General features: G+C 71.0%; 17 protein-coding genes. 11 read left to right on the top strand and 6 right to left on the bottom strand.

All coding sequences use genetic code 11. The features are described from left to right. The first annotated feature begins 18 nt into the window (after positions 1-18). Genes BM199_RS23005 through nudC form a run of 5 tightly spaced genes read left to right on the top strand, consistent with a single transcriptional unit; the run spans position 19 to position 6,510 of the window. The gene (locus tag BM199_RS23005) at positions 19-1,440 is read left to right on the top strand and encodes a DUF2207 domain-containing protein (RefSeq protein WP_091675388.1); all 1,422 of its coding nucleotides are present in this window, start codon (positions 19-21) and stop codon (positions 1,438-1,440) included. Further along, positions 1,437-2,810 carry a DUF2207 domain-containing protein gene (locus tag BM199_RS23000; protein WP_091675387.1) on the top strand — a complete coding sequence of 458 codons (1,374 nt, stop codon included), beginning with the start codon at positions 1,437-1,439 and terminating at the stop codon, positions 2,808-2,810. The genes BM199_RS23005 and BM199_RS23000 overlap by 4 nt, the downstream gene beginning before the upstream one ends. Before the next feature lie 9 nt (positions 2,811-2,819). Continuing rightward, positions 2,820-4,103, top strand: a complete 1,284-nt coding sequence (locus tag BM199_RS22995) for a M16 family metallopeptidase (RefSeq protein WP_091675386.1) — start codon at positions 2,820-2,822, stop codon at positions 4,101-4,103. Next, complete coding sequence (locus BM199_RS22990; RefSeq protein WP_091675385.1) at positions 4,100-5,473, top strand: M16 family metallopeptidase; 1,374 nt, start codon at positions 4,100-4,102, stop codon at positions 5,471-5,473. Before BM199_RS22995 ends, BM199_RS22990 begins: the two co-directional genes overlap by 4 nt. Before the next feature lie 8 nt (positions 5,474-5,481). Further along, positions 5,482-6,510 carry an NAD(+) diphosphatase gene (gene nudC, locus BM199_RS22985; RefSeq protein ID WP_091675488.1) on the top strand — a complete coding sequence of 343 codons (1,029 nt, stop codon included), beginning with the start codon at positions 5,482-5,484 and terminating at the stop codon, positions 6,508-6,510. Position 6,511: 1 nt separating this feature from the next. On the opposite strand, the gene BM199_RS22980 is transcribed toward nudC, so the two are convergent. Continuing rightward, positions 6,512-7,000 (bottom strand): gluconokinase, encoded by a 489-nt coding sequence (locus BM199_RS22980; protein WP_091675384.1) that lies wholly within the window; start codon positions 6,998-7,000, stop codon positions 6,512-6,514. Between the two features lie 161 nt (positions 7,001-7,161). On the opposite strand from BM199_RS22980, the gene BM199_RS22975 reads away from it, so the two are divergent. After that, complete coding sequence (locus BM199_RS22975; protein WP_091675487.1) at positions 7,162-7,830, top strand: FadR/GntR family transcriptional regulator; 669 nt, start codon at positions 7,162-7,164, stop codon at positions 7,828-7,830. Between the two features lie 100 nt (positions 7,831-7,930). After that, entirely contained in the window at positions 7,931-8,884 is a 954-nt protein-coding gene (locus BM199_RS22970) for a cobalamin biosynthesis protein CobD/CbiB (protein WP_091675383.1), read from the top strand. A gap of 80 nt (positions 8,885-8,964) precedes the next feature. Here the strand turns inward: BM199_RS22970 and BM199_RS22965 are convergent, their stop codons facing one another. The 4 genes from BM199_RS22965 to BM199_RS22950 all read right to left on the bottom strand — a co-directional run bounded on the left by BM199_RS22965 (position 8,965) and on the right by BM199_RS22950 (position 12,630). Further along, positions 8,965-9,825: an SURF1 family cytochrome oxidase biogenesis protein gene (locus tag BM199_RS22965; protein WP_091675382.1), complete on the bottom strand. Its 861-nt coding sequence runs from the start codon at positions 9,823-9,825 to the stop codon at positions 8,965-8,967. Positions 9,826-9,874: 49 nt separating this feature from the next. After that, the gene (locus BM199_RS22960; protein WP_091675381.1) at positions 9,875-10,744 is read right to left on the bottom strand and encodes a fructosamine kinase family protein; all 870 of its coding nucleotides are present in this window, start codon (positions 10,742-10,744) and stop codon (positions 9,875-9,877) included. Then, the gene (locus BM199_RS22955) at positions 10,741-11,199 is read right to left on the bottom strand and encodes a low molecular weight protein-tyrosine-phosphatase (RefSeq protein WP_091675486.1); all 459 of its coding nucleotides are present in this window, start codon (positions 11,197-11,199) and stop codon (positions 10,741-10,743) included. Before BM199_RS22955 ends, BM199_RS22960 begins: the two co-directional genes overlap by 4 nt. Positions 11,200-11,370: 171 nt before the next feature. Then, a complete protein-coding gene (locus tag BM199_RS22950; protein WP_483860448.1) occupies positions 11,371-12,630 on the bottom strand; it encodes a helix-turn-helix domain-containing protein in 1,260 nt (419 codons plus the stop codon). Between the two features lie 196 nt (positions 12,631-12,826). Here BM199_RS22950 and BM199_RS22945 point away from each other — a divergent pair, with 196 nt between their 5' ends. The 3 genes from BM199_RS22945 to BM199_RS22935 are packed head-to-tail and all read left to right on the top strand — an operon-like array spanning position 12,827 to position 13,610. Further along, positions 12,827-13,081 carry a hypothetical protein gene (locus tag BM199_RS22945; protein ID WP_091675379.1) on the top strand — a complete coding sequence of 85 codons (255 nt, stop codon included), beginning with the start codon at positions 12,827-12,829 and terminating at the stop codon, positions 13,079-13,081. After that, positions 13,078-13,272, top strand: coding sequence for a hypothetical protein (locus BM199_RS22940; protein ID WP_091675378.1), 195 nt, complete (start codon positions 13,078-13,080; stop codon positions 13,270-13,272). Before BM199_RS22945 ends, BM199_RS22940 begins: the two co-directional genes overlap by 4 nt. Before the next feature lie 38 nt (positions 13,273-13,310). Beyond that, entirely contained in the window at positions 13,311-13,610 is a 300-nt protein-coding gene (locus tag BM199_RS22935) for a hypothetical protein (protein WP_091675377.1), read from the top strand. 6 nt (positions 13,611-13,616) lie between these two features. Here BM199_RS22935 and BM199_RS22930 read toward each other — a convergent pair whose 3' ends face one another. After that, positions 13,617-13,985, bottom strand: coding sequence for a hypothetical protein (locus BM199_RS22930; protein WP_091675376.1), 369 nt, complete (start codon positions 13,983-13,985; stop codon positions 13,617-13,619). Positions 13,986-14,284: 299 nt separating this feature from the next. Between BM199_RS22930 and BM199_RS22925 the strand changes: the two genes are divergently transcribed. Further along, complete coding sequence (locus tag BM199_RS22925; RefSeq protein ID WP_091675485.1) at positions 14,285-15,124, top strand: Nif3-like dinuclear metal center hexameric protein; 840 nt, start codon at positions 14,285-14,287, stop codon at positions 15,122-15,124. Positions 15,125-15,126 lie beyond the last annotated feature (2 nt).

Here is a 15,126-nt window from a genome sequence, read left to right as displayed (position 1 = left end):
CCTCTATCGTCTGCAGTCGTGCGCACACAGCTCGTCCGCTGGGGGACCGTGCTCGTGGCGGCGGGACTCGTCGCCGTGCCGGGCCAGCAGGTACGTGTGGTTTCCACACTGGACGTTGCGATGAAGGTCGAGCGGGACGGCCGTCTTTCGGTGACCGAGACCGTCAGCGTGCCCCCGGGACGAGAAATCTCCAGGGTGACCTCGCTCAGGGAGCCCGTCGACGGCGACCGTGAGCGCCGATACCGGGTGCGGGACGCGGTGGTCACCGGGTCCGGCAGTGCGGACGTGACCGAGGACGAGCTGCGGACGACCATCAGCGGCAACGCCACCGTCACGTACACAGTGGACGGAGCGGTGGCGGAACTGCCCCACAGGCAGGAGGTGCGCTGGCAGGTCGCGGACGGCTGGGACACCGAGCTGGCGGAGGTACGGGCCTCCTTCGTCGCCCCCGTGCAGCGCGCCTCGCCGATCACCTGCCTCGCCGGACCGCCCGGGTCGGGCAGGCAGTGCGGCCTCGCGGAGGTGGACCACACCGGTGTCGTCCGCGCCGAGCACTCGCCGCTGGCCGCCGGGGAGCGGATGGTGCTCGCCGTCGGGCTGCCCACCGCGACGGTCACGGCGAACGCCGCCTTCGTCTCCGCCGGGCTCGGGTGGCCCTGGCTGCTCGCACTCTCTCTCGCCTGCCTGCTCGCGCTGGCGCTGGTCGCGGGCGGCATCGTGGTCCTGCTGGCCCGCAGGCGAGACGCACAGGCATTCGGCGTGGCCGAGCCGGTGGAGGTGCTGCTGCGGGACGGGGACCGGGTGCGCTTCAGCTCACCGGACGGCGTGCTGCCCGGCCAGATCGGCACGGTGATGGACGGTGTCGTGGACGTCGTGGACATCAGCGCGACCGTGCTGGATCTGGTGGTGCGGCGCTACCTTGACGTTCGCCCCGACGGCGAGGGCGCTCGGGAACTCGTCCAGCTCAACGCACCGGGTCCGGAGCTGCACGACTACGAGCAAACCGTGCTGGCGACCCTGCTGCCGGGCGAAGAGCGAGTCCTTTCCCTGTCTCGATTGCGCGGCAGGGATCTCGATCTGACACCGGTCATCGATGCCATGTACGACGACGCGGTGCGTCAGGGCTGGTTCTCGCGCAGGCCGGACAGGGGCAGGGGGTTGCTGCCGCCCCGAACCGCGCGCGGCAGGCTGCTCGCCGGTCAGGTCCGGGGATTGCTGAACTACCTGCACTCCGTGCGGCCCGCCGATATCCCGGCCGCGGACCGGGAACTGGTGTTCACCCGGTCGCTGCCCTACGCCGCGGTGCTGGGCGGGGTCGAGCGCTGGGTCGCCACCTTCGCCGAGGACGAGCGGCTGGCAGGCAGAGGCAGCGATCTCGCTGCCTTCCTCGTCGAACTGAACGGTCTCCTCGCCGAGTCCGAGCACCTCCGAAACCGGTGAGGGCGGCGATTCTCGTCTGTGTGCTCACCGCCCTGCTCGCGGTGGCACCGGTCCCGGCACGTGCCCAGTCCGGCACCCCGCCCCTGCCCACGTTGCCGCGCAGTGTCGAGGTCGAGCTCATCGTGCTGCGCGACGGCGCGCTCGCGGTGACCGAGGTCGTCTCGGTGCCGCGGGGAGAGCGGATGGTGCGGGAGGTGCCGCTGCGCGTACCCGTCGACGCCGCCAGGGAACGGCTGCTGGCCGTGCGCGACGTGAGCATCGAGGGCACCGGGTATGCCGAGACGACCGGCGACCGGCTGACCATCCGGCTCGGCGGTGGCACGGCGATTGTGCGGTACACGGTGGACGGAGCGGTGGGTGAAGCGGGAGCCGGTCGCGAGGTGGTCCACTGGCAGCCCGCCGGCGGCTGGGACACCGACCTGGTCCTGGTCCGGGGCTCCTTCGCCGCGCCGCGAGTCCCGACGGCCGTGCGCTGCTCGGTGGCAGCGGAGACGGGCGGAGCCACGGATCTGCCGTGCCTGGCCGCCCAGATCGGTCACTCCGGGCTCACCCGGTTCAGCCAGCGCGATCTGCCGTCCGGGGACCGGTTGCACCTCACCGTCGAACTGCCGGACGGGACCGTGCCCGGCAACACCCGGACACGCCCCGCCGCGACCCTGGCCGGTGCGTTCCTGTGCACCCCGCCGGTTCGCTGGGCCTGGACCGGGCTCGGCGTACTCGTGGTCGCGGCCGCGCTGGGCGTCGTCCGCGCCCGGCGCAAGGACCGGCGCAGCGCGACGGGCGGGCCAGGTCCGCCGGGGCCCCTGCCGACCGGACTTGGTCCTGGTCATGTCGGCCCGCTCGCCGTTGGCAGGCTCGATGCGGTGGACCTCGCCGCGGCCCGGCTCGCGCTCGACGACCGCGAGCCGGAGGGGACGTTCGAGTCGCTACTGTGGCGGTCACGGGACAACCCGGATCTCGACCTCACCGCACTGACGGCCGCCGCACGCGACGACCTCGTGCGGCTCGGCTTCCTGCGCGGCGACCGGCTGCGGGGCGCGGGGCTGCGGGTCATCGGCTACGGCGCCTTTCTCACCGTGCTGCTCGCGCTGACCACCGGCCATGCCCAGGTCGGACTGGTTCTCGCGCTGGCCGGTGCGACGACGGCCGGCTGCGCGCGGCTCCTGCCGGGACGCACCTCGGCAGGGCGAACGGCGCTGGGGCTGGTGTTGGCCTGCCGCGAGTCCCCGGCCTGGCAGCCGCCGGACCGGGCGTGGGCCGTGGCGCTCGGCGCGCACCAGGGTCGGGGAGACACCGCGTCGGCCATGCGGATCCGGCGCCTTGTCGGCACCCTCACCGGGAGCGTCGCCGCCGCAGGCCACACCCCGTAGGGTGGCCGCATGGCCGTACCCGAGCTACACAGACTCACTCTCGACAACGGCCTGCGGGTCGTGCTCGCCCCCGACCGCACCGCACCGGTGGTCGGCGTGAGCGTGCACTACGACGTGGGCTTCCGTTCCGAGCCGGAGGGGCGAACGGGCTTCGCCCACCTCTTCGAGCATCTGATGTTCCAGGGCAGCGAAAGCCTGGAGAAGCTGGCCCACTTCCGATATGTGCAGGGCAGTGGCGGCACGTTCAACGGCTCGACGCATCCGGACTACACCGACTACTTCGAGGTGCTGCCCTCGGCGGCGCTGGAACGCGCGTTGTTCCTCGAGGCCGACCGGATGCGCGCGCCGAAGCTGACGCAGGAGAACCTGGCCAACCAGATCGACGTGGTCAAGGAGGAGATCCGGCTCAACGTGCTGAACCGGCCCTACGGCGGGTTCCCCTGGATCCTGCTTCCGCCGGTGCTCTACTCGACCTTCCCGAACGCGCACAACGGCTACGGCGACTTCACCGACCTGGAGCAGGCCTCCCTCGAGGACTGCGCCGCCTTCTTCGACACCTACTACGCGCCGTCGAACGCCGTGCTCACCGTCGCCGGTGACATCGAGATCGACCGTGCGCGGGAACTGATCGAGAAGCACTTCGGCGATGTGCCCGCACGGCCACGGCCGGTGCGACCGTCGTTCGCCGAGCCGCGCCCGGAAACGGAGCTGCGCGGCACGCACGTCGATCCGCACGCGCCGCTGCCCGCGCTGGCCGTCGGCTACCGGATGCCGGACCCGGTCAACGAGGTGGACGGCTACCTGTCCCACCTGGTGCTGGCCGGCCTGCTCGCCGACGGCGACGGGTCGCGGCTGCAGCAGCGCCTGGTGCACCGCGAACCGCTGGTCACCGACATCAACGCCGGTGCGGGCCTGTTCGGCCCGTTCGAGGCACGGGACCCGGACACGTTCTCGGTCACCGCCGTGCACCCGCCGGAGGTCTCGGCCGACCGCGTGCTGGCCGCACTGGACGAAGAACTCGACACACTGGCGGCCAACCCGCCGGACGAGCAGGAGCTGGCCAAGATCACCGCGCGCTGGAGCGCGAACCTGCACGCCGAGCACGACCGGTTGGTCTCCAGGACGCTCGCACTGGGGTCCTTCGAACTGCTCTACTCCGATCCCGCGCTGGTCTACGGGATCGCCGATCGCATCGCCGCCGTCACCGCGGACGACGTGTCCGCCGCAGCCAAGGGGCTGCGCCCGGACTCGCGCGCCGTGCTGGTGGTTCAGCCAGAGGGGGGAGCCCAGTGAGTTCAGCGACGCACCGTACGGCCGACGAGATCGGCCGTACGCCACACGGTCCGCGCGAGGTGCCGGCGCTCGGCGAGCAGGGTGTGGCCGCGGACCTGTCCCATGTGGACACGGTTCTGAGCAACGGCCTGCGTGTGCTGGCCGTGCGCAAGGCCAACGTCCCGCTCGTGGAACTGCGGCTGTCGATCCCGTTCGCGGGCACGGATCCGATGCACCCGGCGACGGCCGAGGTGCTCGCCGAGACACTGCTGACCGGCACGGCTCGCAGGGACCGGATCGCGATCGACACCGAACTCGCGCTGATCGGTGGCGAGCTGGGCACCATGGTCGACCCGGAACGCCTCTCGCTCAGCGGCACCTCGCTCGCCGAGGGGTTGCCGACCCTGCTCGACGTGCTCGCCGACATTCTCACCAGCGCGTCCTACGCGGATGCCGAGGTGCGCAGGGAGGCCGACCGCATCGGTGAGCGCCTCGCCGTCGCCAGGACCCAGCCGAGGGTCATCGCGCGGGAAGCGTTGCAGCGCCGCCGGTACGGCGACCACCCGTACACCAAGGAGATGCCGCAGGCCGAGGACGTCGCCGTGGTGGAGGCGGCGGGCGTGCGCGAACTGCACGCCACCGCCGTGGTGCCGCGCGGCGCGACGATGGTGCTCGTCGGCGACGTCGATCCGCAGTCGGTCGTCGGTGATATTGAGAAGGCGTTGCGGGACTGGGCATCGGAGCAGGCCGCCGCCGTGCTGCCGCCGCTGCCCGAGGTGGTCGGCGGCGCGTTGCTGCTCGTGCCGCGCGCCGGTGCCGTGCAGTCGCAGATCCGCCTTTCCGCGCAGGCACTGCCCCGCACGGACCCCCGCTATGCCGCGCTGCAGCTGGCGAACCTGGCCTTCGGCGGTTACTTCTCCTCGCGACTGGTGGAGAACATCCGTGAGGACAAGGGATACACCTACGGTGCGCATTCCGGGTTCGAGTTCACCGGGAACACCGCGACCGTCCAGGTGGACGCGGACACCGCGAGCGAGGTCACGGTCCCGGCCCTGCTGGAGACCCGCTACGAACTCGGCAGGCTGGGTCTCGTGCCGCCGACCGAGGCCGATGTGGAGTCGGTGCGGCAGTACGCGATCGGGTCGCTGCTGATCGCCACGTCCTCGCAGACGGGGCTGGCCAACCAGCTCTCCGCGCTGGCCTCGCTGGGGCTCGGCGCGGAGTGGCTCGCAGAGCACCCGGGGCGGCTCGCGCAGGTCACCACCGAGGAGGTCGCCGAGGCGGCGCTGGACTTCTTCGCGCCCACTCGGTTCACCGGCGTGGTCGTCGGTGACGCGGCGACGCTCACCAGGAAGCTGACGGCGCTGGGAGATGTGGTCGTCGAGGAATGAACGGTGCGATGAGTGCTCCGTTCGAGTTCGGGGCGCTACCCGCTTTGTCGCGCTCCGGGGCCGATCGGCAGGAGAACCTGCGCGGTGACCGGGAGCGACTGCTGAGCCGTTGGCCGGACGCGCGGGTGGTGCTCGTCGGCCACGCCACCCGTACCCCGGTGCGAGCGGTGTCCGCGGGGTCCGACAGCGGCGGGCAGTACACGTTGAGTACGCGCAAGGCGCTGTCCTTCGGTGACGAACCGCCGGAGGACGCGCTGTTCCTCGGTGAGTGGGACGGTACCGACTACTGGGCGCTGCCGGGTGAGCCGGAGGACACCGGGAAAACGGAGCGGGTGCGCGGCGGCTGGGGCTTCTGGGAGGAGGTGCCCGCGGCGGACGGCGAGCTATGGGTCGAACTCCGCGGCCACGGCCACAAGCTGGACGACGCCTCGGCCGGACTGCTCACGACGGCGGTCGCCCTGCGCAACTGGCACCGCCGCGCGCGGTTCTGCGCGCGCTGCGGCGAGGCCGCCGCGCGGACCCAGTTCGGCTGGGCCTCCTGGTGCGCCTCCTGCGAGCGGGAGGAGTACCCGCGCACCGATCCCGCGGTGATCTGTCTGGTGCACGACGACGTCGGCACGAACGGGAAACATGTGCTGCTCGCCCGGCAGCCGATGTGGCCGCGCGGGCGCTACTCGGTGCTGGCCGGTTTCGTCGAGGCGGGCGAATCGCTCGAAGGCTGTGTCGAACGGGAGATCCGCGAGGAGGTCGGCGCCGAGGTGTGGGGGATTCGCTACCTCGGCAGCCAGCCGTGGCCGTTCCCCCGCTCGATCATGCTGGGGTTCGCGGCGAGGGCCGACGCGTCGGCCCCGCTGCGGCCCGCGGACGGGGAGATCGAGGAGGCCAACTGGTACAGCAGGGCCGAGGTGCGCGCCGCGCTGGCCGCCGACGAGATCCACGAGCCCGGGTTCGAGGCCGAGCCGGGAGCACTCCTGCTACCGGGGAACTCCTCCATCGCCAAGGTGATGCTGAACGCCTGGGCGGCGGCTGAGGCCTGACTCAGGCTCGCAGGGCGTCGAGGGCAGTCCGGACGATCTCGTCAGGGCCGAGTGCGAGGTCGACCGTCAGGCCGTCCTCGTCGGTGCCGAGCGGCTGCAGGTCGGCCAGCTGGGATTCGAGCAGCGACACCGGCATGAAGTGCCCGGACCGGGTCTCCATCCGTTTCGCGATGAGCGCGCGGTCGCCGTGCAGGTGCAGGAACCACGCCGGGCCACCCTCGCGCAGGACGTCGCGGTACTCGCGCTTGAGCGCGGAGCAGGTCACCACCCCGCCGGTCTCGGCGTGCTCGCCGATCCAGCCCGCGATCGCCCGTAACCACGGCCAGCGGTCCGCGTCGGTCAGCGCCGTTCCGGTGGTCATCTTCTCGATGTTGGCCGGCGGATGGAACGTGTCGGCCTCGGCATAGCGGACGCCGAATGCCTCGGCGAGCGCCGTACCCACGGTCGTCTTGCCGGACCCCGACACACCCATAACAACGATCACGCGCATGGCAGCAGAGTCAACCCCAAAAGTAGTACTTAATCAAGGAAGCGTATTCAGGCAGCTTTAAATCGTACTTAATACGAGCGGCGGTGTAGCCTCCTCGGCCGGGGGGCGTTGGCGTCCCGGTAGCGGAAGGGGTACCCGTGGCCGACGCACGGCATGCGCGGATGCTGGACGAACTGGGCACCGAGATCGCCTGCGGCACGCTGCGCTCGGGCACGGTGTTGCGGGTCGAGCAGCTGCAGGGCCGGTTCGGGGTGTCGCGCACCGTCGCCCGTGAGGTGGTCCGCACGCTCGAGGCCATGCGCCTGACCACCAGCAAGCGGCGCGTCGGTGTCACCGTCCGCGACCCGGCCGAGTGGAATCACTACGACCCGAGGCTCATCCGCTGGCGACTCGACGGGGAAGGGCGAACTTCCGCCCTGCGCACCCTGACCGAACTGCGCGCCGCGGTGGAACCCAGCGCCGCCCGGTATGCCGCGCTGCGGGCAGGCCCGGACGAGCGCGGCAGGCTGCGCGCGCTGGCCGACCAGCTGGCGAGCACGGCGCAGGACGCCGATCTGCAGGCCTTCCTCGAGCACGACATCGCCTTTCATCATCTCGTGCTCACCGCCTCCGGCAATCCGATGTTCGGTCAGCTCTCCGAGGTCGTCGCCGAGGTGCTCACGGGCAGGACCGGGCACGGCCTGATGCCCCAGCGACCGCAGCCGGAGGCGGTCAGGCTGCACGTCGAAGTGGCGGTCGCCATCGTGGCGGGGCAGCCGGACCGCGCCGAGCGGGCCATGCGCGACATCGTGGTGCAGGCCCGCGAGGAGATGTTCGAGCTGATCGAGTAAGAGGGTTGTGCCCCTGCGCCGTTCACACGTTCGGTACGGTCGGCGGGTACTGGGAGGCGGCCGCGTACGGCGGCCGGACACGGCGAGCGGGGATTCACGGGTGAGCGCGGCGCGAGCGATCGGACTGCTGCTGGGTGTACTCGCCGACGGCGCGATCGGTGATCCCCGGCGGGCCAATCCCTCGGTGCGCTTCGGGGAGCTGTCCCGGTGCGTGGAGTCCCGTGTCTACGCCGACCACCCACTGCCCGGCGCCCTGCACACCACCGGTCTCGCCGGGGCGGCCGTGCTCGCCGGTGTCGCCACCGAGCGCTTCGGCCGTCGCGGCCCGGTCCTGCAGGCCGCTGGTACCGCCGTCGTCACCTGGGCGGTCCTCGGCGGCGCACGGCTGGCCGCGAACGGTACGGAACTCGCTCGCGCACTCGAGACCGGCGACCTCGAAGCCGCCCGGCGAACCTTGGGTGGTCTCGACCAGCGCCAGACCGCCGGACTCGAGGTGATCGGCCTTTCCCGTGCTTCGGTGGAGACCGTCGCCGAGCACACGTCCGACGTGGTGGTGGCACCGCTGTTCTGGGGCGCGGTCGCGGGTGCACCGGGTCTGCTCGGTTCCCGCGCGGTGACGATTCTGGCCCGCAACGCGGGCAGGCGGGTGCCGAAGTACCGCCGATTCGGCTGGTGCGCGGCCCGGCTGGACGAGTTCGTGAACCTGCTGCCCACGCGGGCGGCGGCCGCGATGACCGTGGCCGCCGCGCCGGTCGTCGGCGGTTCCGCGTCCGGCGCCTGGCGTGCCTGGCGCCGGGACACACTGGCGCATCCCAGCCCCAACGAGGGCAGGGTGGAGGCGGCGTTCGCCGGCGCCCTCGAGGTCCGCCTCGGTGGTCGCACGGTGTACGCGCACGGGCAGGAGGAACTTCCGGTGCTCGGCGACGGCCGCAACCCCGACACCGGGCACGTCACCAGGGCGGTGGAGCTGTCCAGGGTCGTCGGCTGGCTGGCCGGGCTCAGCTCCGCGGTGCTGGCGCTCCTGGTGGGCCTGCGCCGTCGCCGCAGGGCCTGAACACCAGGGCCGACACCGCGTGTGCCTTCCACGCGCATGCGTGTGCGGTTTGTGCACACCTGATTGCCTTCGGTGCACGGTCAGGAGACCGAAGCCTCGTTCCGCGGCCCGCGGTCCGAGGACGACTCGGTCTCCTCGTCCTCGGCGACCATCTGCGCGACCGACTTGCGGCGCTGGGGCCGTGGCTGCTGCTCGGCCAGCGCGCCACCTGGCTTCAACTCGCGCACGGTGAAGTACAGCCAGCCCAACAGGACCATGGTGCCGAAGGCGATCCACTGCAGCGCATAGGAGAGGAAGGGGCCTGCTTCGACCTGCGGTAGCGGCAGCGTGCCGAGGGCTCCGGGCTGACCCGAGTCCAGTTGCAGGTAGCCGGGGCGGATGTCCAGCCCGGTCGCCGCCGCGACCACCTTCGAGTCGACGCTGTAGCTGTGCAGCTTGCCGCCGGTGGAGTCGTTCGCGAACGCGGGCCGCGCCTGCGGATCGGTCTCGTCCACCCTGATCCGGCCGACGAGTTCGACCCGCGTCTCCGGTGGCGCCTGATATTCCGGCACCCGAATCTGCTGATCCGGCTTCAGGTAGCCACGGTCGATCAGCACGATCTGTCCGTCCGTCGTGCGCAGCGGTGCGAGCACCTCGTACGCGGGCTCGCCCAGCACCGTGCGCAGGCGGGCGATGACCTCGTGCTCGGACAGATAGGTTCCGGTCACCGCGACCCGGCGCCACTCGGTGGTCCGGTCCGGCGCGGTTCCGGGCGGGAGCACCTCGGCCAGCGGCTGTGGCTCGGAGGTGAAGGACTCCTGCAGCGCGGCGTTCTGTGCCTGACGTTCCTCGTGCCTGTTGAACTGCCACGGAGCAAGCAGCGTGTAGCACGCGATGGCGAACGTGAACACCACCAGCGTCAACGCCAGCCAGCCTGGCTTGAGCAGGAACTTCAACCGCACCCTTCAACGGTAAGCGGTCCCCGTGTCGCGCGCGCCGTCGGGCGGGGCTCTAACCCGCGCGGAGCGTTTTCTGCGCCGCCGCGAGTGCCTGTCCTGCGTATCCCCCGCCGAAGAGCACGGCGTGCACCAGCAGGAAGTGGAGCTGATGCAGCTCGGTTCGGTCGCGCCAGCCGGGGGCCAGGGGAGCGCCCGCCGCCTCGGCCTCCTCCGCGTACGCGCCGAGTACCCGTTCCAGGTGGGGCAGGCCGAACACGGCGAGCACGGCGAGGTCGGTCTCCCGGTGCCCGCCGTGCGCGGCGGGATCGATCAGCCAGACCTGCCCGTCGTGGCCCCAGTGGATGTTGCCGCTCCAGGTGTCGCCGTGCAGGCGAGCGGGTGGTTCCGGCGGCCCGGCGAGTTCGGGCAGCCGGTCCCGGACCTCGTCGAACACCGCGATCTGCCGGGCGGAGTAGCGGCCCTGGTCGGCGGCCATCCGGACATAGGGGGCGATCCGGTGCGCGCCGAAGAACGTCGGCCAGTCCGGGCAGGGCTCGTTGCGCATCGGCGTCAGTCCCATCGAGGCGTCGGCAGGGCCGCCGGGTGGGGGAGAGCCGTACGCGGGGGCGCCGCGCAGATGCAGTCTGGCCAGACCGCGGCCGAACGCCTCGGCGGCCCGAACGGTCGCGGGTCCCGGCCGTACGTACTCGCTGACGAGCCACTCGTCGTCGGCGCCGAGGACGGCGGGGATCGGCACGTCGCCGCTCTCGCCGAGCCAGCGCAGCCCGGCGGCTTCGGCCACGACGTCGTTGGGCCGCGATCCCCGTTTGGCGACGGCAGTGCGTCCGTCTTGCAGGGCGACCTCGAAGAGCGAGCCGCCCAGTTGGCGGATGTTCGCGACTCGTTCCGCGGTGAGCCGTTCGGCGGCTGCCCGCGCGCTCATCGGTTCGCGCGGATCCAGTCGAGCAGGCCGGGCATGCTCCGTTCGATCATGCCCAGCACGATGTCGAAACCGTCGGACCCGCCGTAGTACGGATCGGGTACCTCCGCGTCGTCGGGAGCGGTCGGGTCGAACGAGCGCAGCAGCCGGATCCGGTCGGGGTCGTCGACCAGTTCCCGCAGGTCGTCGAGGTGACCGGTGTCGGCGACGAGCAGCAGGTCGGCCGCAAGGTGCTCCTCGCCGACCTGCGCGGCGACGTGCTCCACCCGGTAGCCGTGCCTGCGCAGGGTTGTCACGGCCCTGGCGTCGGCTGGCTCGCCGACATGCCAGGGCCCGATGCCCGCGCTGCTGATCCGCACGTCGTCGCTCAGCCCTGCCTCGCGCAGGTGTCGTTCGAGGACGAGGGCGGCCATCGGGGAGCGGCAGATGTTGCCGGAACAGACGAAACAGATGTGCATGCGCTTGTTCCCGGATGGGGCGTCGTCGTTGTTCACACCGCCAGTGTCCCCGCCGCAACGGGTATCGTCCTCGCGGGTCATGGTGGTGACGATCCTGCCGCCTGGACGGGACCACGGCGACAACAAAGGGCTTCACCCCTCGCGCCATCCGCGTCGACTGGAAGTAGCCGTCTACACTCCAGCCGCGCGGAGCGTGTCCCGCAGGCCCTGCCGTGCCCCGGACCGGTCCATAAGCGCCGCTGTTCGCCGCAGGCTGTGCCGTGCCCGGCCCGAGGTCGTCTGGTTCAGGTGCAAGACGACCTCGTGTGCAACGTGCTCGGCCTCCGCCCAGGCCCCGGCACGCACCGCTCCCTCCAGCAGCAGCGCCCTGCACCCGTTCTGACCGCGCCGGTCGTGGGTATAGCTCTCCACCGCGTCGGCCAGCTCTGGCAGTGACCGGGACCAGTCGCCCAGGGCGGCGTGGGCCATTCCCTCGTGCCAGGTCATTTCTGTCGGGAGCATCCACCACGTCCATGCCGGATCCCGGCTGGTGACACTGTTGTCCAGCAGGGATCGCGCCCGGCCGAACTCCGCGCGCTGCTCCGCGTCGTCGCCCAGTGCAGCCAGGGCGCGAGCTCGGCGCAGGCTGACCAATGCCGCCACTCGACCCGGGAGGTTGTCTCGCTCTTGCATGTGGCTGGTGATGCGTAGTGCCTCGTAGGGGCGGCCAGTGTGCACTGCGCACATCGCCAGGTTGGTGAGCAGGAACCACTCCATGGGCAGGTCCCCGGACGTACGGGCCAGCGCCAGCGCATCCAGGTTGACCTGCCGAGCCTCGTCTTGGAGTTCGGCGTCGTAGAGCAACCACCCCGCCAACTCGCCCAGTTCAGCGGTGGCCGCCTCCAGATCCCGTTCCACACTCGTCCGGTAGCGACCACTGGCGAGGGTGCCTTGCGCGGCCCGGAACTCGGCCACGGTCAGCCGAGCGATCTCCGGCCCGCCGACGGTGTTGTTCAACGCGACAATCCGATCCACGGTCTCCCGGAGGGAGTTCACGAAGTCCGAACCGACCGGCGTTCCCAGGGCGTCGTGGAGAGCCCATTCACATACATCGCGGGTTACGGGCTCACCTTTGAGTTGCGCCGCTGGGGTTCTGACTGGGCGGCGGTTCGCGGAGGAGGGCTGGAATCCCAGCTCCGACTCAGGGCTGTTAAAGACGGCCGCGAACGCTGACCGGTAGTCGGCGTTGGGCCAGCGGATCTTGCCGCGCTCCAAGCGGGCCACGTAGTGCTCGTCCACCACGGCGTGCCTGTCGGTGTGAGCGACAAGCCAGGCATTCACGGCGTCGGCCAGCTCAGCGCGACTCATCGCAGCGCCACGGACGCGCGGAGAGGGGGCCGCCTCGCGGGCGGCCCGTAGGCGGTCGTTTCGGCTCGCGGCCGTTCTCCTCACGGCGCCAATTGTGCCCCTCTGTCCGCCCCCGGGAATCACCCTGGTGATCGGCCGTTATCGGCGCAGCGTAATCAGGTCAGCCTTGCTGGGTGACCAGTCGCAACAGCCGCAACGGCAGCGCCTGCCCTGTTCGGCCCCCGGACGGCTCAGGGGTACGCATCTTCTGTCCCGGGTGCTCGGAAGCGGCGGAGTCAGCGTGAGCACCGCCAGAGGTCCACGGTGGGCGACCGTCGGTCAGCAGCGGCACGCTGTGCTGGCGTGGGAGCGGTCCGGGGCCTGGAGCTATGCGCGCTCCGCGTGCGGCTGGCTGCTCACTCCCTCGGTCTATGACCGCGCTCCCGACGCGCCCGTGTGCCCCACCTGCCGCGCGCTGCACCCCGATCTCACGGCGGCCCGTCTTGTCCGCGGCTTGGGGCGGGCCGTCGTGGACCAGCCGGAGGGGAAGCGGTGACCGCGCCGGATGACGCCACCCTGGCCGTGCTCATCCGGCAGACCCAATGGCTGCTGGACGACGTGGCCCACGACCTCCCGGCCGAGCGCGTCACCCCCGAGAAGGGCGAGGAGCTTGCCCGGATCCTGGAGGACTTGGCCGCGCTTGTCCGGCGGCGGACCTGGCGCGTAGTCATCGACTCGGAGATGTAGGAAGATCCGGTCTCCGACGAGACCAACGGAAGGCAAGCATGTATCGGCTGTGGCGAGTGGTGCTCAAGCCCATGGTGTGGGACGACGACGAGCCACAGCATCACATCATCGAGGCGCTCACGGAACGTGACGCAGCGCAGACCTTTCCGCAACACCGGGTGATCCGAGTCGAGCCCTACAGCGGCTTCAAGTCACCCGAGCGGCGCGTAGAATCGAAGCCGAGCCGCTTCGCCCCGGTCGCTCGGTCGGCCTGGTGGGCCGTGAGGTGGGTGGCACGGGGGATCGGACGCGGAGGTCGGAGGTTCTGGCGCTGGCTGCCGGACAAGGACGCGCGCTAGCGCGGCCTACAGGAGGTTGCCCAGTGCGTCGGTGCGTACTGGGTCACCCAGGCCCGTCCGAGACCACCAGAGATGGTTGGTATCCATGAACCGGATCGTGACCTGGAAGCTACTGGAATCGAGTGCTTTCCGGATTGCCTCTCGCAGGTTGTCCGAGAGCAACTCGGAGGATTCGAAGGTCTTGGCCTGGTTCTTCGGGATGTGGGTGTAGTCCCGAGGGTCGAGCCTGTCAGAGGAAATCTCGATCGGTCCTCGCAGGTTGCTGATGCTCGCGTGGTGAATGGGGGCGGTGCTGTCGTTGAAGATGACGACGAAACCGACCCGAGGCCTTCGGTCGTTGGCCTCCGGACCCCGCAGGACGAACTCTCCCCGCACACGGTGGTGAGCGTGCAGGAAGCCCCGCAGGGCCCGAACGGCTGACGTTCGAGGGAGACCTGAAGGCACTACAGGTCGGCGGCCAGGTCGAACTAGCGGAATGAGACACGGAGGGACAGTCAGCCCTGGGGAAGGGCGGGGCCTCCATGGTCAACCTGCGCATTCGGTCGCGCGGTCGACCACGTCTCTGACAGTCTCCCCGGACATCCCGCCGAGTATCTCCGTGCCGACAGACGCGAGGGGTGGCGCTGATCGGCGCCGGGGCCGTCAGCCGGACCGCGCATGAAAAGATCGGCGGCATGTCCGAGTCAGCACCCGGGGCCGCCACCGTGTCCGATGTCGTCACCGCGCTGGAGACCGCCTACCCGCCCGAACTCGCCGAGTCCTGGGACGCGGTCGGCCTGGTCTGTGGTGATCCCGCCGAGCCCGTGCGGCGCGTCCTGGTGTGCGTCGACGTCGTGCGGGAGACGGTGGAGGAGGCGATCGAACTCGGCGCGCAGCTGATCGTGGCGCACCACCCCCTGCTGCTGCGTGGTGTGCACGGTGTCGCCGCCGACAGCACGAAGGGCAGCCTCGTCCACCGGATGATTCGTGCTGGCGTCGCTCTGTACTGCGCGCACACCAACGCGGACTCGGCCAGCCCAGGCGTGTCCGACGCGCTGGCCGAGGCGATCGGCCTGCGGGTGCTCGCCCCGTTGTCTCCGCACACCTCGACCGAACATGGCGCGACCGGCATCGGCCGGATCGGTGAGCTACCGGAGCCGGAGCCGTTCGGGGCGTTCGTGGAGCGGGTCGCCCAGGCCCTGCCCACGACCGAGCCGGGGGTGCTCGGCGCGGGCGACCCCGACCGTCCGATAAGGACTGTTGCCGTCTCGGGCGGGGCAGGGGACAGCTACCTCGGAGCGGCCACCGCCGCCGGTGTCGACGCCTACGTCACCGCCGACCTGCGCCACCACCCCGCGGGCGAGCACCTCGAATCCGTCGGCCGGGTTCCCGCTCTGGTCGGGCTCACGCACTGGGCCAGCGAATGGCCCTGGTGCGGGCAAGCCTCGACGGTGATCGGCGCGGCCACGGCGGGTACGGTCGAGGTCCACATCTCCACGCGGAGCACCGATCCGTGGAACGTTCGAGCCGGTTGAGG

This window comes from Amycolatopsis marina (assembly GCF_900111885.1).
Taxonomy (GTDB): Bacteria; Actinomycetota; Actinomycetes; order Mycobacteriales; family Pseudonocardiaceae; genus Amycolatopsis; species Amycolatopsis marina.
Note: the sequence above shows the minus strand (reverse complement) of the source record. Positions and strands in the feature narration are given on the sequence as shown.